Below are 19518 nucleotides of genomic sequence, written 5' to 3'. Positions count from 1 at the left end.
GCCAGGGACGTCATCGAGTGCGGGGAGCGGACCGAGCCAGACTCGTTACACGGGGCCGAGGACTACCGTCCGCTGCAGGAGGAAACACCATGAGCGACAGCATCCCGAACGCCCCCGGCCCCGAGCCGTCCGACGACCGCGCACGCAACGACGCGCTCCGCGACGCCGCGCACAGCGACGACGTCGACGGGGTCAGCGGACGCGAGCAGCGAGCAGCGGACACGTCGTACAGCCCGTCGAGTGAGCGCGAGATGGACGCGTCCCAGACGAAGCAGCGCGACGACGCCGACCTGCGTGCGGACGGCATCGACCCGTCCAAGGTCATCGCGGCTCCCGGGACGGGCGGCGCGGACGATGCCGGCGACGTCGAGCCCGAACCGGGTGACCTGCACCTGCCGTGGCAGTCCGAGGAGGACCGCCGGGGCTAGCTCGACGCCCGGTCGAGTTCGCGCACGAGAGCCTCGCCATCGGTGACGTCCCAGAACGCCATCGGCTGTGGCCCGAAGAAGCCGTCGAGACCGGTGTTCGCGTAGACCTTCGCGTTCGTTCCCCACCCGAAGAGCATCGATCCCGGTCCGCCTCCCGTCGCGTCCCACTCGACGTTGCAGTGCCGTCGGTCGCCGGTCCAGCTCACGGTGCGGTCAGTGCGGCCGATCGGGACCTCCCGCGTGCCGCGAGGGGTGATCACGAGGGCTCGGCGATCGGTCACGGCGTAGACGGTCGTCCGCTTGCGGTACCGCTTCACGAGGAACCGTCCGACGAGCAGGTGCAGGCCCATCAGTGTGAGCAGCGACCCGACGACCAAGAAGAAGGACGGCGCCCCGCTGGTCACGGCCGAGACGGTCCAGAACGCCACGAATCCGCACCAGAGCAGCGAGAACGGGATGAGGAAGCCGTCGCGGCCCGAGAGGAGCCTGGCCGGATCGCTCGTGCCGGCCCAGTACAGGTGCTCATCGGGGCGCAGGTGTTCACGGGCGGTCTGTTGAGGATCGATCACCCCTCGACAGTACGGCCCGTCACTCGCTGTGGATGAACAGTGCGTACCCCGCCCGGCTACGACACCGAGTCCGGGTGGGAGCCCGTCCGCTGCCCGGACTCGAGCGTCGCGATCGCCGCGAGCTCGTCGTCGGTCAGCTCGAAGCCGTCGACGTCGAGGTTCGACCGGATCCGCGACGGCGTGACCGACTTCGGCAGCACCACCACGTTCTGCTGCACGTTCCACCGCACGAGCACCTGCGCCACGCTCACGCCGTGCGCGTCCGCGATGCCGGTCAGCACCGGCTCGTCGATCAGGCGCCCGCGGCCGAGCGGCGACCACGCCCCGGTCGCGATGTCGTGCTGCCCGTGGAACGCGATGAGTTCGCGCTGCGGCAGCCACGGGTGCCGTTCGACCTGGTTCAGTGCCGGCACCTCGCCGGTCTCGTCGATGAGCCGCTGCAGGTGCGGCACCTGGAAGTTCGAGACACCGATGCTCCGTGCCCGCCCTGACTCACGCAGTTCCACCAGAGCGCGCCAGGTCTCGACGTAGCGGTCGTTGGCGGCGGCCGGCCAGTGGATCAGGTAGAGGTCGACGGCGTCGAGCCCCAGCCGGTCGAGACTGCCGTCGAACGCCCGCAGCGTCGCGTCGCGCCCCTGGTGGTCGTTCCACACCTTGGTCGTCACGAAGACGTCGTCACGGTCCAGCCCGGAGGCCCGGATCGCGTTGCCGACGCCGGTCTCGTTGCCGTACATCTCGGCGGTGTCGACGTGCCGGTAGCCGACGTCCAGCGCGAGGCCGACCGCCGTCTCCGCTTCGGCAGCGTCGACCTTGTAGACGCCGAAGCCGATCGCGGGGATGGAGCGGCCGTCGCGCAGGGGAACTGAGGTGACCATGCACCCATCCTGCCGGTGCCTGGCGGGCGCGTGCCGGGCCTCCAGGCCATCTGTGGAGAACGCGACCCGTACGCCGGGCGCACGTTCCTTCCCATACCGGCCGCGATGGCGAGTGGAAACGGGCGTACCTGGTCAGAACTTCCGACCAGGTACGCCCGATTCGACCAGGTACGCCCGATTCGACCAGGTACGCCCGAAACCGCCCGCCGCAGCCGCGCGCCCGCCGCCCGCTCAGGTCGGCAGGTGCACCGGCTCGGTGTCGGGGAGGGGGCTGGCGTCACGGCCGCGCAGGTCGGGCAGCCAGCTGCGCATCGCCAGGGGGAGCAGCACGCCCAGGCCGGCCATCACGGCGCCGACGGTGAAGCCGCCGACGGGGCCGCTGCCGTCGATCAGGAAGCCGGCGATCGCCGAACCACCGGCGGCACCGATCAGCTGGCCGGTGCCCATCCAGCCGTAGGCCTCGGCCGTGTCGGAGAACTTGACGGTGGCGGAGACGGAGCCGAACATCACCGCGAGGGCCGGCGCGATGCCCACACCCGCGATGACCAGGGCGAGGCAGAGCCACCAGAAGCCCGTGCCGCCGAGGGCCAGGGTGAGCCCGACGAAGACGACCGCCATGCGCGTCCACAGGGTGTTGCGGGAGATCGGGCGGTGGCCGAACGCCAGGCCGCCGGCGAGCGAACCGACCGCGAACACCGCGAGGACGATGCCGGCGTTCGGACTGCCCTCGCCGAACACGCTGGTGACGCTCGCCTCGACCGCCGCGCACGCCCCGATGAGGAGCAGACCGGTGAGGGTGGCGACGACGACCGCAGGGCGCTTCAGCACCACACCGAACGCGCGCTTGGAGCGGGGGATGCGGACGCGGCCGAGCTCGGGGGAGGCGATGAACCACGTGCCACCGACGACCAGGAAGACCATCGCGACGACGATCGCCTCGACCGTGCCGACCTGGGTGGCGACGAAGGTGGTGATGACCGGGCCGGCGACCCAGATGAGCTCCTGCGCGCTGGCGTCGAGGGAGAAGAGGGGTGTGAGCTGCGCCGACGTCACCATCTTCGGGTAGATGGTGCGCACCGCCGGCTGCACGGGCGGGACCGCCAGGCCGCCGAGGAACCCGACCACCACGTAGCCCCAGAGCGGCATGACCACGAACGCGATGACCACCATGCTGATCAGCGCGACGATGCTCGTCAGGATGAGGACGGGGCGCATGCCCCAGCTGCCCATCCACCGGCTCGTCAGGGGACCGGCCAGCGCCTGCCCGATGCTCGTCGTCGCGAGCACCAGGCCGGCCGCGCCGTAGGAGTCGAACACGTGCTCGACGTGCAGCAGGTAGGCCAGCGACAGCATGCCGAACGGGAACCGCGCGGTGAGCTGTGCGGCGATGACACGACCCACGCCAGGGGTCTTCAGGAGGGGCCCGTACGTACTCACGAGACGAGTGTACGGACCGGCTGGACGGGGCTGTCCCCCGTCCTGGGGAGGGGCGGTTCGCGACACGCCGATGCGCTGATTCCACACTTGTGGATCGGGACTGTCCACGGGTGTGGGGAAGTGTCGGTGGTCGGCCGCAGACTGGCGGAAACTCGGGCCTCTCGGGAATCCACAGACTGTGGAGGACGTTGTGGAGAACTACACGGCTGTAACACTTCCTCTTGTGGTCGGTGCTGCGGCTAGCCACTAGATGTAGTGTGGAGGCATCGCAGCGGCCCCTCCCGGACACGACTGCGGACAGACATCAGCACCACCTCCACAGCACAGCAGAAACCAGTAGGAACCAGGGGAGAACATGGCCGTCACCGTCTACACCAAGCCGTCCTGCGTCCAGTGCACCGCGACGTACCGGGCCCTCGACAACAAGGGCATCGAGTACGAAGTGCACGACGTCTCCACGGACGAAGCAGCGCTCGAGCACGTCAAGAGCCTGGGCTACATGCAGGCCCCCGTCGTCGTCACGGACGACGACCACTGGTCGGGCTTCCGCCCCGACAAGATCGCGACCCTCAGCGCCGAACTGGCGTAGTCGTTCTGCGGGCCCCGAAGGGGCCCGCAGGCAGGGCATCTCGGGAGGCGCGACTCGCCTCTCCTGGCCCGTCCAGTCCGCCTGTCCGCACCTTTCCACGAGGAGCGCACCATGAGCCGATTGGTCTACTTCTCGAGCGTGTCCGGGTACACCGCGCGCTTCGTCGAGAAGCTCGGCCGCGACGCGGACCGGATCCCGCTCTACCCGAGCGAACCGTTCCTGCACGTCGACGAGCCCTACGTCCTGGTCCTGCCCACCTACGGTGGCGGCAACGGCGAGGGTGCAGTCCCCAAGCAGGTCATCAAGTTCCTCAACGACGCCCACAACCGCTCGCTCATCCGCGGCGTGGTGGTGGGTGGCAACACGAACTTCGGCGAGGCGTACGGCCTCGCCGGGGACGTCGTCGCACAGAAGTGCAACGTCCCCCTTCTGTACAGGTTTGAACTCTTCGGGACCCCTGACGACGTGTCGGCGGTCAACTCAGGATTGGATGCATTTTGGACGCAGCAGTTGCAGACGTCGATCTGACGTCGCCGCAGACGGGGATGGACTACCACTCCCTCAACGCGATGCTCAACCTCTACGACGCGGACGGGAACATCCAGTTCGACAAGGATCGTGAGGCCGCCAAGCAGTTCTTCCTGCAGCACGTCAACCAGAACACCGTCTTCTTCCACAACCTGAAGGAGCGGCTCGACTACCTGGTCGAGAACGAGTACTACGAAAAAGCCACGATCGACATGTACTCGCTGGACTTCATCCAGCGACTCAACGACCTGGCGTACTCGAAGAAGTTCCGGTTCCAGACGTTCCTCGGCGCGTTCAAGTACTACACGAGCTACACGCTCAAGACGTTCGACGGCAAGCGCTACCTCGAGCGCTTCGAGGACCGCGTCGTCATGACCGCCCTCGGCCTGGCCCAGGGCAACGAGCAGCTCGCCATCGACCTGGTCGAAGAGATCGTCGCCGGCCGCTTCCAGCCCGCGACCCCCACGTTCCTCAACACTGCGAAGGCACAGCGCGGCGAGCTCGTCTCCTGCTTCCTGCTCCGCATCGAGGACAACATGGAGTCGATCTCGCGCGGCATCAACTCCTCGCTGCAGCTCTCGAAGCGCGGCGGCGGCGTGGCCCTGCTCCTCTCCAACATCCGCGAGGCCGGCGCCCCGATCAAGCAGATCGAGAACCAGTCCTCGGGCATCATCCCCGTGATGAAGCTGCTGGAAGACTCCTTCTCCTACGCGAACCAGCTCGGTGCGCGTCAGGGTGCCGGCGCGGTCTACCTCAGCGCCCACCACCCGGACATCATGAAGTTCCTCGACACCAAGCGCGAGAACGCCGACGAGAAGATCCGCATCAAGACGCTGTCCCTCGGCGTCGTCGTGCCGGACATCACGTTCGAGCTCGCGAAGAACAACGAGGACATGTACCTGTTCTCGCCGTACGACGTCGAGAAGGTCTACGGCGTCCCCTTCGGCGACGTCCCGATCTCCGAGAACTACCGCGCGATGGTCGACGACTCGCGCATCAAGAAGACGAAGATCAAGGCGCGTGACTTCTTCACGACCATCGCCGAGATCCAGTTCGAGTCGGGCTACCCGTACATCGTGTTCGAGGACACGGTGAACAAGGCCAACCCGATCAAGGGTCGGATCAACATGTCCAACCTCTGCTCGGAGATCCTGCAGGTCAACACCCCGACGACCTTCAACGAGGACCTGTCCTACAAGGAGATCGGCAAGGACATCTCCTGCAACCTCGGCTCGCTGAACATCGCGCTGACGATGGACTCGCCGGACTTCGGCAAGACCATCGAGACGGCCATCCGCGGCCTGACCTCGGTCTCGCAGATGTCGCACATCACCTCGGTGCGTTCCGTCGAGGACGGCAACGACAAGTCGCACGCCATCGGCCTCGGCCAGATGAACCTGCACGGCTACCTCGCTCGTGAGCGCGTCTACTACGGTTCCGAAGAGGGCATCGACTTCACGAACATCTACTTCTACACGGTGCTGTTCCACGCCCTTCGTGCGTCGAACAAGATCGCGATCGAGACCGGCGAGACCTTCGACGGCTTCCGCGACTCGAAGTACGCGTCGGGTGAGTTCTTCGACAAGTACACCGACCAGACGTGGACGCCCGCGACCGCTCGTGTTGCCTCGCTGTTCGACAACGCGAACATCACGATCCCGACGCAGGACGACTGGAAGGCGCTGAAGGCGTCCGTCCAGGAGCACGGCATCTACAACCAGAACCTGCAGGCCGTCCCGCCGACCGGTTCGATCTCGTACATCAACCACTCGACGTCGTCGATCCACCCGATCGCGTCGAAGATCGAGATCCGCAAGGAAGGCAAGCTCGGCCGCGTCTACTACCCGGCGCCGTTCATGACGAACGACAACCTGGACTACTACCAGGACGCGTACGAGATCGGTGCCGAGAAGATCATCGACACGTACGCCGCGGCGACGCAGCACGTGGACCAGGGCCTGTCCCTGACGCTGTTCTTCAAGGACACCGCCACCACGCGTGACATCAACAAGGCGCAGATCTACGCATGGCGCAAGGGCATCAAGACGATCTACTACATCCGTCTCCGCCAGCTCGCGCTGGAGGGCACGGAGGTCGAGGGCTGCGTCAGCTGCATGCTGTAGAGCTGCCGCTCTGCTCCCTGGAGGCGCGGTGCCAAGCCGCACCGCGCCTCCAGTCCGTCACTTAGTCACCATCTCTGTAAGGAACACACGTTGGTCGAGAAGCTGAAGCTCATTGATCGGGTCCAGGCCATCAACTGGAACCGCATCCAGGACGACAAGGACGTCGAGGTCTGGAACCGTCTCGTCAACAACTTCTGGCTGCCCGAGAAGGTGCCGCTGTCGAACGACGTGCAGTCGTGGAACACGCTGACGCCGGCCGAGCAGACCCTGACCATGCGTGTGTTCACCGGTCTGACCCTGCTCGACACCATCCAGGGCACCGTCGGCGCCGTGTCGCTCATCCCCGACGCGATCACCCCGCACGAGGAAGCCGTCTACACGAACATCGCGTTCATGGAGTCGGTGCACGCCAAGTCCTACTCGTCGATCTTCTCGACGCTCGCGTCGACCCGTGAGATCGACGAGGCCTTCCGCTGGTCCGAGGAGAACCCGAACCTGCAGAAGAAGGCGTCCATCGTGATGGACTACTACCAGGGCGACAACCCGCTGAAGCGCAAGGTCGCCTCGACGCTGCTCGAGTCGTTCCTGTTCTACTCGGGCTTCTACCTGCCGATGCACTGGTCGTCGCGTGCCAAGCTCACGAACACCGCCGACCTGATCCGCCTGATCATCCGTGACGAAGCCGTCCACGGGTACTACATCGGGTACAAGTACCAGAAGGGCCTCGAGACCCTCACGCAGGCCGAGCGCGACGAGCTCAAGGACTACACGTTCTCGCTGCTGTTCGAGATGTACGAGAACGAGGTGCAGTACACGCAGGACCTCTACGACGAGGTCGGCCTGACCGAGGACGTCAAGAAGTTCCTGCACTACAACGCCAACAAGGCGCTGATGAACCTGGGCTACGAGCCGATGTTCCCGAAGAACATCACCGACGTGAACCCGGCCATCCTCTCCGCCCTGTCGCCGAATGCGGACGAGAACCACGACTTCTTCTCGGGCTCTGGCTCGTCGTACGTCATCGGCAAGGCCGTGAACACTGAGGACGAGGACTGGGACTTCTGAATCTGGTGTGACTCGTGGCGCCCCGCTGGCTTCGGTGACTCGAACCGAGCTTCTTGGCCAAAGCAGCGTTAGTCCTGGCCAGGCGGCCTAGTCTGTTGGCCGATGCGCAGTGCAGTTGGACACTTTCCCTCCGGGGAAGCTTCTGTGCCGGACTGGGCCGGACCCGGACCCGGACCTTCAGCTTTGCTCGTGGTGACCGCCGTATTGGAGTCGACGTGGGTCGGGACTGCTGCAGGTTTCGTTGACTCGATTGTCTAGGCCGCGAGTGCGACCTGCGGGTTGATGATCGTCTCGTACTCGATCGGGGTCGACTTGCCGAGACCAAGTTGGCGCCGGCGGCGAGGTCGTCTGCGAGGAACCGGTACCCGAACGTCGGGTCGTCTCAATGCGCGTCGATCGCGGCGTTGGTGAGGTGCGCGTCGTCCCAGTCCCGTTGGAAGGCCGGGTCACCCCGCCAGCGTAGAACGCCTGCTTCGAGAACCCCGGCACCCGGCAAGCCACCGCGACCGAGATCCGGTCTGCGGCGAGATCGAGGACCAGCGGGTGAATCATTTCGGGAGTTGCGACTGAGCGAAGTACGCCGCTGCCCGGCGGAGGATCTCGTTCTCCTGCTCAAGGAGCCGGGTCCGGTTCTGCGCGTCCCGCAGCTCCGCCGGCTCGCCCGCTTTGGCCGGCGGCGCCGCGGCCACGCTGATGCTGTGGTCGCGGTCCGCGAGCCGCGGCCAGCGGGCCAGGCAAGACTCGGATACCCCGAAGTCCCTCGCGACCTGCCGCACCGACGCTTCACCCTTCCGGGTGATCGCGATTACGTCACGGCGGAACTCTTCCGAATACGCCCTCACCATGGCGCACGTCCTTCCAACAGGAGCCCATGCCCCTACCTGTCAGGAGTCAACTAAACCTGCAGCAGTCCCAACCCACGCGTCGCGCTCGCGGCCAGAACGGACTAGTCGACCAAATCTGCCGCAGCTCCCACCGCGCCTGTGTTCAGAGTGAGGCGACCGATCGATAGGGATGGCAGTATGGCGCTGCACTTGCTAGTCCCGGTGGTGATGGTCGTTGTCGCCGTGTGCATTTTCCTCCCGGCTCGTCGGGGACCAGCGTTCGCCGAGATCAGGGTCCTGCGAGACGGTGCATCACGGCTTGCGCCGTTGGATTCAGGTAGCGGAAACTTTGCGGCGGCTCGACTCCAACGTGCGTCCGAAGGTCGCGAAGCGGGATCGCCGCAGCGAATGGTCTCGGGGAGCGAAGGTGCAGCAACGTCATCTCCTCACGGTCTGCCGCATAGTCGCGGATGTACTGCTCGGGGGCGCCGATCAACGGAATAAGCTCACGCCAGACCCGGTCAATAGCACATGACTCAACCTGGTCGAGAAACATCGTGCCGACCACGGATTTGACCGGCGTCGAGGCGTAGACGAAAACGACCGTCCCGCGGGGCTGGGACGGGAAGCGCTTGCGCAGCTCGATCGGCTTCGTCCCGGCCATCAGCATGGCGGCGAATTGCGGTTGCACGGCAAGCAGAAGCGCGCGCGCCTCGGGAGCGGTGGCTTCGGGGTCAGAACGGCAATCGGCGCCGGACTCAGTGCCGATGTTGCTTGCTGATGCGTTACTGTGCATGAGGGACCTGGGAGTGGAGGGCGTCGATCCATGTCGTACTTCGCTATTTTGCAAGACCAGGGGCATAACCCCGCGCGATACACGATCCAAGAGTGCCACATCAATCTATGGTGTCTCGCCACCCTTCCTCCGCGACGCCGCGCCTTCTACCTCGACGTCGGTCTTCGAATCGAGGCTGGCTCCGAGTCGCTCCACAGCGTCGGGCTCTCGCTGCCGGTCGCAGCTGACGCCTACGCGGATCTGTCGCCGTATGTGAAGGAACAGAAGTCCAGTGAGCTGATCTTCGACTCGCCCGTCGACGTCGCAGGGGACACCATCACGGTTGACGGCAAAAGCATGCGCGCAATCTCATTGCGAGGCGGTCTGAAGCCGGACGAGCGCCTCACTGGAGCCGACCTGACGGTCTGGAAGTTGGAATTCAACGAACCTCTCGCCGCTAATCAGCTCGGGTACCTCCGGGTTCGATTCCGAGTGACCAACCCCGGACGCATCTGGCACTGGCAACCGCGCACCGCCCGCCATTCGGGCGCGATCCTGGACTTCAGAGTCAATGACCAGCGAAGTGCCGCCTTCTTGGAACACGGGGACGAACTCCGGTCACGCACGCTGCCAATGGCGACCACCTACCTGTTCGTCATGACACCCGCGTGGCTCCATGGCAGGACGGTGTACCCGGCCCTGCGGTACGCGCGTGTGCTGGAGACCACGCATTGGCACCGCTACCTCGACCGGAAGAGCGAGTACAACGCCAGGCAGCTGGTTGTCTCGTACTGGCGAAGCCAAAACGGCGCACCACTCCGGGTCTACATCGACTACGTCATGGGTCGACGAGCTCACCCGTGGTGGACCGCGTTCGGCGCGATCCTCGTCCTCACCCTGCTCCTCGGCACCGTTTTTCAGCTTCCCTTGCAACCCGCCACCGCCCACGTGATCGCCTTCATTCAGGCGAAACTTGTCGCACCGCTGCTCGCCATCAGCGGCACAGCCTTGCTCGGATGGGCAGCAACGGCTCTCAGGCACGTCCCCAGGCTGGGCAAGTTATTTGGCGTGGTTCGCCGCGTCTACCGAAAGCTAGACGAGTGGCGCTATGGCAAGGGCCACATCTCTCGGTAAGCCACGACCTGGCCAACTTCTCGTGACGCAGGTGATCTACGCGCGGTGGACAGCGGCGATGTACACGTCCTCGTGGCGCCCGGGACCGTACCGATCGGGCATCGTCGCCAATCTCACAAATTCGTTTCCGGCGACGAACGGTTCGAACTGCGGCCGGATCGTGGTCGCTGCTGTTACATATATCTCACTCGCGCCCGCAGCAGCCGCGGCCCTTTGGGCACGGCGCAGCAACTCGTCGCCGATTCCGAGACGGCGGTGAGTCTCATCGACGAAAAGCGTCCGAATCTTGTATCGACCATCCGGCTTCGGGGAGCCGAGAAAAACGCCGACGACCCTGGCGTCGTCGTACACGACGGTTGCATCCGCGCGACCAGCTGCAACCTCCTCGAGGACGCGACGCAACCAGACGTCTCCGCTGGGGTACAGCACCGGGAGAAAATCGAGAAGGGTGCTGAGTTCTCGATGCAGCGGCAGCGGCGAGCGGGTACGCATCTCCGCAGCGCCCATGAGATCTCCTCCAACTAACGTGCATCAGCCGACAGCGTGCCGACCGCGATGGCAGCCTAACGCCAGCCCCTGACGCTGACGCTGACGCTGACGCTGACGCTGACGCTGACGCCTTCTTGTTCCACCTTAGGACCTGACCGCTGTCCGAGGGCACCCCGATCGGCGTGTGACGGTTATTCTTGCGTGATTGCGAGCTGCCAGCATCCCGCTCAAAGTCGAGGGCGGCGGTCGGCCCCTCCGTGGAACACCGTGCTGTCGAGGACGTCGGAGAGTCGTGTCTCCGTGCTGCCTTCGCATGTCAGATTGGCGATCCTGAGTTGCGTGGGCAAGTCCGGGAGAGCTGGGTACGCCCCGATGACGAGCACTCCGAGGTGGTTGACCGACGACCAGCAGCAGCTCTAGCTGTACTGCCTCGGGGAAACGGTAGGTCCGAGGTGTTGAGGCGAGAATTGTAGGGAGCACTCTCGGCTACCGACTGCGGTGGCCTTCCTTGGACGCATGCCAACAAGCGGAGGCACTTCTCCTCAGCCTCTGGGTGCGAAGAAGGTGACTAACCTTGCGCCGGAGCCTTGGTATGCCGACCGCGTCATTGATAGCAGGCCGGCTGGGCGACCCGATGTGGCGAAACCGATACCAGAACCTCTCTCGCAGATGTGTCGTGAGCATCTAGGGTCGGATTGCCGCCTGAGATGTCTGTCGCGGCGCAACTAAGGATTTGGGTGGGTCAGTGGCGCAGTTCTGGACAGAGTCAAGTCTCGATGACCTGCTGGCGACGGCGTTGCCTTCGGTGATCGACACCGGTGAGGTCGTCGTCGCGCGGCGAGGATCTACCCGAGAAGTCCGCTCAGTGATGCTCGAACTGACGGCGCCGCGCGCTCGCGTGAGCCGCAGCGCCACACGTGGTCGCCTCTTCAGCGCACTGGGAGAGCTCTCCTGGTATCTCGCCGGGTCCGCGGACCCCGCCCACATCGAGTACTACATCCCGGGGTATAGCAAGCTCGTCAAAGACTTCAGCGGTGCGTACGGGCCGCGGCTGTTCGGCGATGCGATGGACGCGCAAATCGAAACACTCATCGCTGCGCTTCGCGAGAATCCGACGACGAGGCAGGCGGTCGCCCCGATCCTGAAAGTCGAGGATCTCCGTGGTAGTCAATCTGACGTGCCATGCACGTGCACTCTCCAATTCTTGGCTCGCGACAATGAACTGCACACAGTGGTGTTCATGCGCTCGAACGACATCATGAAGGGGCTCCCGCATGACGTATTCGCGTTCACCATGATCGCCGAGATCATCGCCCGCAGCCTCGACTGCAGTCTGGGGACGTATACGCACATGGTCGGGAGCCTGCACCTCTACGAGGTCGACACCGACCTTGAGGAGGCGCGTGCATACCTGGAAGAAGGGCTCATGGCCGGTCGGGCGATGCCGGCCATGCCGCCGGGAGATCCGTGGCCCAGCATCCGGACCTTCCTCGCCGCCGAAGCGGCACTGCGTCAGGGTCGGCCAGTACCGGACGTGTCGCATCTCGACAAGTACTGGGAGGAACTGGTCACGGTTCTTGCCGGTTTCGCGGCATGGAGGAAACGTGACGCGGCGGCAATGCGGGACGCTCGGGCGCGGCTCGCCGGTACGTTCTACGAGGTGTACTTCACCGACAAACAGATCGAACTTGAAAGGACTCCCGGTGCGCAATAACTACATACGACGTGCAGCCGAACTCGATGCGGCGTTCTCCGCGTACGAACGGACGCACGGATCACTGCCGGGAATTGTGGATCCGCAACGACGCGAGACACTCATCGAGCAGATCATCGACTCGGAGCAGCGAGTCAACTTCACCACCACCCTGCAGACTCGCGACCTCGATCCCGAGGCGACTAACCCACTCTCGCCCGCCTTCCACCCGCTTAAGGCGGCAGTGCTCCACCACAGAGCGGGCGACCTCGATGAGGCGGTGTGGATGGTGTACCTCTACGTCCACTTCGGTCGGCACCGGATCGCCGGCTGGCGGTACATCCGAGACACTTACAGCGCGTTCGGATCATCCGAGTTGCAGTGGTGGACCTGGCAGCGCACCGCGGGCGACCCGACATCGTTTCGCTTCTGGTTGGACGAGCACCAGGCCGACTACCGTGTAGCTCCCGGGAGGCATGGTTTCGGTAACCACCACAAGTACGGGAGCCTTGCCGCCTGGTCGGAGCAAGGAACCGGGGCCGCTTTCGAGAGTTACGTTCAATGGGTTCTAGCGGCCGGCGGCGACCACGCACAACGGTTCGCATCGTTGTCCGCCGCGACGCCGGAAGACACTTTCGATGCGATGTACAGGTCGCTGAGCGCAGTTCGGCAGTTTGGGCGTATCGCTCGCTTCGACTACCTCACTATGCTTGGAAAGCTGTCGCTGGCCGATGTTCGGCCGCCGCATACCTACCTGGTCGGAGCGACCGGCCCGCTGACCGGCGCTCGCCAACTGGTGAACAATGACCCGACGGCGGGCGCCGCGCGTGAGCTACAGAATGCGTTGACGCTGCTGGCGGCCGAAACACAAATTACGCCAGACGTTCTTGAAGACGCGGTTTGCAACTGGCAAAAGTCTATGGATCGGTACATCAGATTCCAAGGCTAGTGCCAACCCATCGGTAATGGCGGATGAGTGGTCGATGCTGATTCGGCTGCAGCTTGCCGGCGTGATGCAGCTGTCCCACGACTATGCCGGGGGCGATTCCTATGTCGGAAGCAAACCCAAGAATCTCGCGTCGAGTCGGCCCTTGAGCACGACCGTTGCCGAGGGAATCGATGCCCGTGGGAATGAGGGCCGCTCGCGCCCAGTCATTGGCTTGGTCTTCAACGGCCGAGTCGCCGATGTCATCCGCGTCGAGTGAGTCGAGGAAATCGTCGCGCGCGCCGTGGAGGAGCAGGTGCCCAATCTCATGGAAGAGCGTGAACCAGAGGTGATCCTCTGCGAGGTGCCGCCCAGTCAGTGCGATCGCTCGCCGTCCGTCCTCGAGTCGCAAAGCGGCGCCACTCAACCTGTTCCCCGCCGTCGCCTTGATAAGCACGAGCGCTACCCCCGCCTCGGCGAGCAGGCGCTGGGCGCGCGGGAGGAACACTTCCGGGTTCCCGACTCGGCTGAGACCACGAAGCTCGGAGGCCGCCTTCCGAAGTTCGGCCGGGGACCAGGTCTCGGTGCGGATGTTTCGCGTTGAGAGTTCAGCTTGACGGAGCCAGGCGGCGACAGATACGTCCTGGGATTCGTAGGTCGGAGATCCGCGGAAGTCCGTCTCGCGGAGACGCGACCCCCATTTGCGTTCCCACTCCGCGGAGTCTTCGACATCGAAGAAACTCAGCACAGACGTCGCCGTGTCTTTCCAGGAGGAAGCTTCCGGCAACCAGCCCTGCTTCACCATGTCCTTCAGCGGTGCACGACTCGCCAGGTCGTCCGCGTCCAGGAGATGCAGCGACTCGCGGTACTGAGCCTCGCGGGTCTGCCAAAACGCGGCAGTTGAACCGAGAAGTTCTGCCAAGAGGGCGGCCACGTCGGCGGTGATTGATGTCTCCCCAGTGAGTAGGCGTCGCGCATCCGGATCGCTCACTCCAAGTTTGTCCGCAAGATCCTCGGCGTCCAGACCTCGCGCCGCGAGCGAGCGCCGGATCGTCACACCGGGCGCGGACGCCCAACGGGGGTCAACGTCAAGGACTGTGTTATCGGTCATGTGAACGGACCTCCCGGCTCTGGATCTTCAAACGATGTACATGCGGCCAGTCCGGGAGGCCGTCGGCTGTCAGAGGCAGCCGGACATGACTCACGGAACACCGAAGGACGACACCTAAGCCGGCCGACAACTCGAAGTTGCCCGGCTCCACCTGGCTCAGATCCGGTACGCCAACTGGCACATCCAACAGCGTAGAGGCCGCGAGGAGGTCTGCGATCAACGCCTGCGTCACCTCCAGAGCTTCGCCTGAGGGCCATTCGGCGGCTTTCGGCTCCAACAGCTGACGCCGTAGCGTCTTCCCGTTGAAGCTCAGTTCCATTTGCCCGTCCCGCTGCCGCCTCACCTACACGCACTGTGAGGCTCCGTGCCAACCCTACGATCGCGAGCAATCGTCAGACGAGAGTGACGCGCCGATCCCGTGAAGATGACTGAACAGTCAAGGCCCGAGCTTGCATCACGGCGCCAGAGATGAGCCTGAGCCCGGGGGTGGGGGGCTACTCGACCCGCCTGTCACGCATGAAGCGCGTATGTCCTGTCCTCAGATCGATGCTCGGCTCTCTCACGCCGGGCTACACGGCCTGCATCGTGGATGCGCAGGCGGCCGGCGAGGCCGATGCCGACGCCGATGCGCTCGGCACCTACTTCTGCGCGGTCATCGAGGGGATGGGGGCGATCGGGCGCGTCGGGACCTCGCGAGCGGCACTCCTGCAGGTGGGGATCGCGAGTCTCGCTGCCCTGCCGATCACCCCGCTCGGTGAGGAGCACCTCGGGACCGCGGACGGCCCCTGGGACTGAGGGCCGAGGTGCCGGCCCGAGCCGCTCAGGCCGGCGGGGTCGTGCCCGCGCCCTCGGTGTCGTCTGCGCCCGTCGGGCCGGTGCCGGCCTGGTCGAGGTTCTCGTGCGGGTCGCCCATGTCACCGGTCGCCTTGCCCGCGGGTGACAGCCCGAAGTGCTTGCGGACGGCGTTCGCCTCGGTGACGGACAAGGTGTTCCCGGCTCCGGGGGAGGGCGCGTCCTTAATCGCGCTCTTCGCGTACCCGACGTGCAGGTTCGTGCCGTCGAAGGTGGCGTCCTCGACCGGGACGAGCGCGGTGTGTCCCCCGAGGAGTCCCGTAGCCACACTGACGAACGCAGCACTGCCGTCCTCGTCGGACGGGAACACCTGCGCGACCTTGCCGACCGACGCGCCGTCGCGATCGCGAACGGTGGCGTTCTCGACATCGTGGATCTTGCTGTTGGTGATCATGCGCGTAGTCACCGCCTCACGCCTGGCCCTCTGCGGCGGAGGTCCGCGACGGGCGACCACCTGCCGAGGCGACCTGTCTGCCGGAGCCGAGCCGCGCCTCCAGGCCGGTCTGGAGGCGCGCATCCCGCGGACGCGACGGCGCGCGTCCGCCAGGTGGTCAGCGCACCAGCTGGCTGCTCACCTCGGCGAGTCCGCTGCGGACGATCGCGGTGCCAGCGGACAACGCGCCGAGCTTCTGCAGGGCCGCCCCGCGCGCCAGCGGTGCCATCCTGCACCTCGTCGTGAAAGACGGTGAAGCCTGACTCGGTCCGATGCGCGACGAGCTGTTGTTGCTCTCAGACATGTCGCGCTGAGCGGTTGCGCGATCGTACGGTTGCCTCTGCAACACGATGTCCCGGGGAATGGGGGTCTCATGGCTGGGGAACTGAAGCTCGACGAGGGCGGGCTCGCGTCGCTCGTTCGTGAGCTGCACGTGCACGGCGCGAGCAGTGACGAGCATGCAGCGCAGGCGGACGCAGCCCTCGCGGCGGCGGTCGGAGCGGTGTCGTCGGCCCCGCTCGCAGCGGCGGTGGAACAGCTGGCCGCTCGCTTTCGCGGCGGATTCGACGACATCGGCCTCAGGATGACCAGTCTCGGAGGCGCACTGACGGCCGCATCGTCGGCCCTTACTGCGACGGATGCGGAGCTTGCCGGCAGCGCACGGAGCATGAGCGAGTGAGCGTCCTCGCCGGAGCGTTGACTGCTGCTGACGTCACCGACGTGCCGGATGATGCTGACGCACTTCGTTCTGCCGCGCGTCTGTTCTCGACCGCTGCGGACGGTGTCCTCGGCGCAGCGACGAACGCGTCACGGTCCTGGGCGGGACTCCCGGCGGTGTTCACCTCCGATGCACTGCAGCCGGCGCTGACGCCGCTGATGGACCCAGCCGTGCAGAAAGCGCAGCAGTTGCAGGCTGCAGCGGACGAGTTCTTGCAGGTCGCATCCCGTGCGGCGAACAGCATCGACGATCTGAAGGATGACCACGACCGGCTTGTCCGACAGATCGAGCAGTTCCACTCGTCCGCGCCTGGCCAGGTTGCGACTGCCGCTGCCAAGCAGGCGGCGAGCGGGGACTTGCTCGGCGCCGTCGGCACCGTTGTCACGAACTGGCAGCAGGTGCCTGACCTCGTCGCCGAAGAACTCGGACTGCGCATCAAGGTGCAGGCGCACAACGACAACGTCACGACGACCCTCGCCAGCACCGCGGCACAGGTCGAGGGCATCTGCCCCTCTACCGTGGACGCCCATCCCGTGCACACCGCTGCGGACGTGTCGTCGAGTAGCGGCGGGGAGCACAGCAACTGGTTCGAGGACGCGTGGAGCACCGCCAAGACCGCCGTTGGTATCGGCGGGGCAGTCCTCGGCGCGGAAGCAGAAGTGGCGTGGCCGCACGTTGAAGATGCTGCCGCGGTCGCCGGAAATCTGTTCGCTTCGATGGGCAACGCCATGGTCAACCACCCGGATGAGATGCTCGAGCTCCTCGGCGGTATCGCGGCGATGGCCGGGGGATCCGCCATGGAAGCCGGCGGTGTCGCACTCGACCTCACCGGGATCGGAGCGATCGGCGGAGTCCCGTTGAACATCTCCGGAGCGGCGGTGATGGCCGCAGGTGCAACCGCTGCTGCGGCCGGCGCAAGCCAGCTCGGCGTGCACGCGATGACCGACGACGGGGTGAGTCCGAACCGTACCGATCACGTCGAGCAGGCGGAGAAGGATCCGTACGGACCGAACGAGGGACACCCCGGGCGGAACAACAAGGGGCAGTACCAGTCGAAGGACAACAACAAAGCCCGCGCCGACTCTGCGCAGAAGGAGGCAAGGGGCATCAAGCAGTACGAGGACGAAACCGGGGTCGAGGTCACGACGACGCAGCAGGTGCGAGCGAGCATGGAAGGTGCTACGAAGGAGCGGATCTACGACGGCTTGGTGAAGAAGCCCGACGGGACGTGGGAGGGCATCGAAGTCAAGAGCGGTACGTCAGCGGACAAAGCTCAGAAAGCGTTCGACCAGGCAGTGTCGTACGACCATCCCGCGTACGCCAAACTGAACGGGGAACGCATCAAGATCACCTCGGTCAACTACCAACGAGTGAAGTAGCGCATGATCATCCAAGAGACCAACAGCAGCATCAGCAGCATCCTGCGGGACACCTTCCGGCCGATGCTTGACCAGGTTCGCCGCATGCTGGGACTCCTCGACAACGACGAGCACTTCGCGTGGAGGCTCTGGTGGTGTCCCGACGACGCCGACTGGATGTTCAACCCCGACAAGACTGAGGAGCAGTACGGCGGCTCCTACCTGCAGGCCGGTGGCACCGCCGAGAAGATGAGCGTGGAGCTGCGCCGTCGCGAGGACGACGGGGAGTACCGCTTCTACATCGTCGGCCGTGACCACGACCTCACCGAACCGCTCACGGAGACCATCGACGTTCAGGCAGCGCACGAGCCTCGGCATCCTGCCGAGCTGTTCACGGCCGACCAGGCTGCGCCGGTGTTCATGCACTACGTCGAACACCAGACGGTGCCCGACGGCTACACGCTCCGTCTCATCGACGACATGTAGAAGGTGGCGACGCCACCGTCGCGTGTCCGCGACCGTGTGCCGGACAGGAGGCGCGGTGCCAGCTGGCACCGCGCCTCCTGTCCGTTGCTGCTCACGTGACCGCGTGCAGTGACGCAGCCAACCGCGTCCGGCCAGCCCTGTGCTGGGGATGGTGCTGGGTCCGGATCACCCGAGGGCGCCGCCCCAGAAGTTGTGGTCGCCGAACACGACCGTCACCGGGACAGCCTGCGCCCGGTCGGTCACGTACCGGTACACGCCACCCGGACGTCCGAGCCACAGCACCTGCGCGGTCGTTGCGGTCGTCGCCGCGGTCCGGAGTTCCACCACGTACTGCCCGGAGGGGATCTGGAACTGCGCCGTCTGCTCGCTGTCGAGGAGCGTCGAGAACCGGGTCGAGAACGACGCACCGGTCGTCGCGTTCGTCACCGTGACGGTCGCGCCGCTCAGCTGCGCCGACGGGCTGCGGGACGCCGAGGCCGCGTAGACGACCAGGTCGTAGTCGCTGTGTGCGTAGTGCCGTGACAAGGTGACTCGGGAAGCCGGGAGCGTTCCTCGCTGCTGGTACACCCGAGTCTTCCAGACGGCGGGCGACGCCGTTCCGCTGGCGTAGGCCTCGATGCGGTACTTCCCGGTGCTCAACCCGACGAACTGGTACTGGCCCGCCCTGTCCGAGGTCGTCCGGAACACCTGCGAGGTGTCCTCGTTCCAGGCGTACATCAGGCGACCGGTGCCGGGTCCCGTCGGGCCGACCACACCGCCCTGCACGGTGGCGCCGATCACGAGCGGCACGGTGACCGCGACTGTCGAGCCGCCGCGGACGGCGATGCCCGAGCGGAGTCCGGGTGCGTAGGTCTCCGTTCCGTGCGGCGGGAGCTGCCGCGTCGTCACCGTGACGGTGTCCGGTGCGGGGATGCCGGTGAACGTCGCGGTGCCGTCATCGTCGGTGGTGGCGTTCCCGACGACGACGTCGGTGCCGATCGCTGCGAGTTCGACGTCCGCCAGCCGGATCGCGGTGCCGTCCGGCGTTGCGAGCTGCACGGTGATCGTTCCGGATCCGGCCGCAGTCGCTGGTTGCGCGAGGCCGATCAGCGCACCTGCTGCCAGCG

Annotated in this window: 21 protein-coding genes; 12 read left to right on the top strand and 9 right to left on the bottom strand. The window is 65.6% G+C overall.

The annotated features are described in order from the left end of the window. Positions 1-89: 89 nt before the first annotated feature. Complete coding sequence (locus tag DEJ03_RS08065) at positions 90-428, top strand: hypothetical protein (RefSeq protein ID WP_071405879.1); 339 nt, start codon at positions 90-92, stop codon at positions 426-428. Here DEJ03_RS08065 and DEJ03_RS08060 read toward each other — a convergent pair. From DEJ03_RS08060 to DEJ03_RS08050, 3 genes are all read right to left on the bottom strand, one after another. Beyond that, positions 425-997: a hypothetical protein gene (locus DEJ03_RS08060; RefSeq protein ID WP_110864200.1), complete on the bottom strand. Its 573-nt coding sequence runs from the start codon at positions 995-997 to the stop codon at positions 425-427. The genes DEJ03_RS08065 and DEJ03_RS08060 overlap by 4 nt on opposite strands. 56 nt (positions 998-1053) lie before the next feature. Next, entirely contained in the window at positions 1054-1872 is an 819-nt protein-coding gene (locus tag DEJ03_RS08055; RefSeq protein ID WP_110864199.1) for an aldo/keto reductase, read from the bottom strand. Positions 1873-2103: 231 nt separating this feature from the next. After that, positions 2104-3309 carry an MFS transporter gene (locus tag DEJ03_RS08050; RefSeq protein ID WP_110864198.1) on the bottom strand — a complete coding sequence of 402 codons (1206 nt, stop codon included), beginning with the start codon at positions 3307-3309 and terminating at the stop codon, positions 2104-2106. 355 nt (positions 3310-3664) lie between these two features. On the opposite strand from DEJ03_RS08050, the gene nrdH reads away from it, so the two are divergent. The 4 genes from nrdH (at position 3665) to nrdF (ending at position 7614) form a co-directional block, all read left to right on the top strand. Then, a complete protein-coding gene (nrdH, locus tag DEJ03_RS08045; RefSeq protein WP_017886897.1) occupies positions 3665-3898 on the top strand; it encodes a glutaredoxin-like protein NrdH in 234 nt (77 codons plus the stop codon). A gap of 111 nt (positions 3899-4009) precedes the next feature. Beyond that, positions 4010-4426, top strand: a complete 417-nt coding sequence (gene nrdI / locus DEJ03_RS08040) for a class Ib ribonucleoside-diphosphate reductase assembly flavoprotein NrdI (protein WP_110864197.1) — start codon at positions 4010-4012, stop codon at positions 4424-4426. Positions 4427-4443: 17 nt separating this feature from the next. Further along, complete coding sequence (gene nrdE / locus DEJ03_RS08035) at positions 4444-6549, top strand: class 1b ribonucleoside-diphosphate reductase subunit alpha (RefSeq protein ID WP_110864196.1); 2106 nt, start codon at positions 4444-4446, stop codon at positions 6547-6549. A gap of 90 nt (positions 6550-6639) precedes the next feature. Further along, on the top strand, positions 6640-7614 hold the full coding sequence (gene nrdF / locus DEJ03_RS08030; RefSeq protein WP_017886894.1) for a class 1b ribonucleoside-diphosphate reductase subunit beta: 975 nt from the start codon (positions 6640-6642) through the stop codon (positions 7612-7614). Between the two features lie 548 nt (positions 7615-8162). Here the strand turns inward: nrdF and DEJ03_RS18375 are convergent. Then, on the bottom strand, positions 8163-8459 hold the full coding sequence (locus DEJ03_RS18375; RefSeq protein ID WP_110864195.1) for a transposase: 297 nt from the start codon (positions 8457-8459) through the stop codon (positions 8163-8165). Positions 8460-8727: 268 nt separating this feature from the next. After that, entirely contained in the window at positions 8728-9234 is a 507-nt protein-coding gene (locus DEJ03_RS08020) for a hypothetical protein (protein ID WP_146237679.1), read from the bottom strand. A gap of 30 nt (positions 9235-9264) precedes the next feature. Here DEJ03_RS08020 and DEJ03_RS08015 point away from each other — a divergent pair, with 30 nt between their 5' ends. Next, positions 9265-10347, top strand: coding sequence for a hypothetical protein (locus DEJ03_RS08015; protein WP_110864193.1), 1083 nt, complete (start codon positions 9265-9267; stop codon positions 10345-10347). A 36-nt stretch (positions 10348-10383) separates the two neighbouring features. On the opposite strand, the gene DEJ03_RS08010 is transcribed toward DEJ03_RS08015, so the two are convergent. Next, complete coding sequence (locus DEJ03_RS08010) at positions 10384-10854, bottom strand: GNAT family N-acetyltransferase (protein WP_110864192.1); 471 nt, start codon at positions 10852-10854, stop codon at positions 10384-10386. A gap of 727 nt (positions 10855-11581) precedes the next feature. On the opposite strand from DEJ03_RS08010, the gene DEJ03_RS08005 reads away from it, so the two are divergent. Both DEJ03_RS08005 and DEJ03_RS08000 read left to right on the top strand, forming a co-directional pair. Further along, positions 11582-12550: a thymidylate synthase gene (locus DEJ03_RS08005; RefSeq protein WP_110864191.1), complete on the top strand. Its 969-nt coding sequence runs from the start codon at positions 11582-11584 to the stop codon at positions 12548-12550. After that, positions 12540-13478, top strand: a complete 939-nt coding sequence (locus DEJ03_RS08000; protein ID WP_146237678.1) for a hypothetical protein — start codon at positions 12540-12542, stop codon at positions 13476-13478. The genes DEJ03_RS08005 and DEJ03_RS08000 overlap by 11 nt, the downstream gene beginning before the upstream one ends. Here the strand turns inward: DEJ03_RS08000 and DEJ03_RS07995 are convergent. Then, positions 13462-14565, bottom strand: a complete 1104-nt coding sequence (locus DEJ03_RS07995) for an ImmA/IrrE family metallo-endopeptidase (RefSeq protein ID WP_110864189.1) — start codon at positions 14563-14565, stop codon at positions 13462-13464. The two genes, DEJ03_RS08000 and DEJ03_RS07995, sit on opposite strands and share 17 nt — an antisense overlap. A gap of 546 nt (positions 14566-15111) precedes the next feature. Here DEJ03_RS07995 and DEJ03_RS07990 point away from each other — a divergent pair. Next, positions 15112-15360: a hypothetical protein gene (locus tag DEJ03_RS07990; RefSeq protein WP_110864188.1), complete on the top strand. Its 249-nt coding sequence runs from the start codon at positions 15112-15114 to the stop codon at positions 15358-15360. A 25-nt stretch (positions 15361-15385) separates the two neighbouring features. Here DEJ03_RS07990 and DEJ03_RS07985 read toward each other — a convergent pair whose 3' ends face one another. Beyond that, a complete protein-coding gene (locus tag DEJ03_RS07985) occupies positions 15386-15811 on the bottom strand; it encodes a PRC-barrel domain-containing protein (protein ID WP_110864187.1) in 426 nt (141 codons plus the stop codon). Positions 15812-16223: 412 nt separating this feature from the next. Between DEJ03_RS07985 and DEJ03_RS07980 the strand changes: the two genes are divergently transcribed. The 3 genes from DEJ03_RS07980 to DEJ03_RS07970 are packed head-to-tail and all read left to right on the top strand — an operon-like array spanning position 16224 to position 18412. Next, on the top strand, positions 16224-16529 hold the full coding sequence (locus tag DEJ03_RS07980) for a hypothetical protein (protein ID WP_110864186.1): 306 nt from the start codon (positions 16224-16226) through the stop codon (positions 16527-16529). Further along, complete coding sequence (locus DEJ03_RS07975) at positions 16526-17947, top strand: hypothetical protein (RefSeq protein ID WP_110864185.1); 1422 nt, start codon at positions 16526-16528, stop codon at positions 17945-17947. Before DEJ03_RS07980 ends, DEJ03_RS07975 begins: the two co-directional genes overlap by 4 nt. Positions 17948-17950: 3 nt before the next feature. Next, positions 17951-18412: a hypothetical protein gene (locus DEJ03_RS07970; protein ID WP_110864184.1), complete on the top strand. Its 462-nt coding sequence runs from the start codon at positions 17951-17953 to the stop codon at positions 18410-18412. A gap of 165 nt (positions 18413-18577) precedes the next feature. On the opposite strand, the gene DEJ03_RS07965 is transcribed toward DEJ03_RS07970, so the two are convergent. Next, positions 18578-19450 (bottom strand): carboxypeptidase-like regulatory domain-containing protein, encoded by an 873-nt coding sequence (locus DEJ03_RS07965; protein WP_110864183.1) that lies wholly within the window; start codon positions 19448-19450, stop codon positions 18578-18580. Positions 19451-19518 lie beyond the last annotated feature (68 nt).

It is taken from the genome of Curtobacterium sp. MCLR17_043 (assembly GCF_003224215.1).
GTDB lineage: Bacteria > Actinomycetota > Actinomycetes > Actinomycetales > Microbacteriaceae > Curtobacterium > Curtobacterium flaccumfaciens.
Note: the sequence above shows the minus strand (reverse complement) of the source record. Positions and strands in the feature narration are given on the sequence as shown.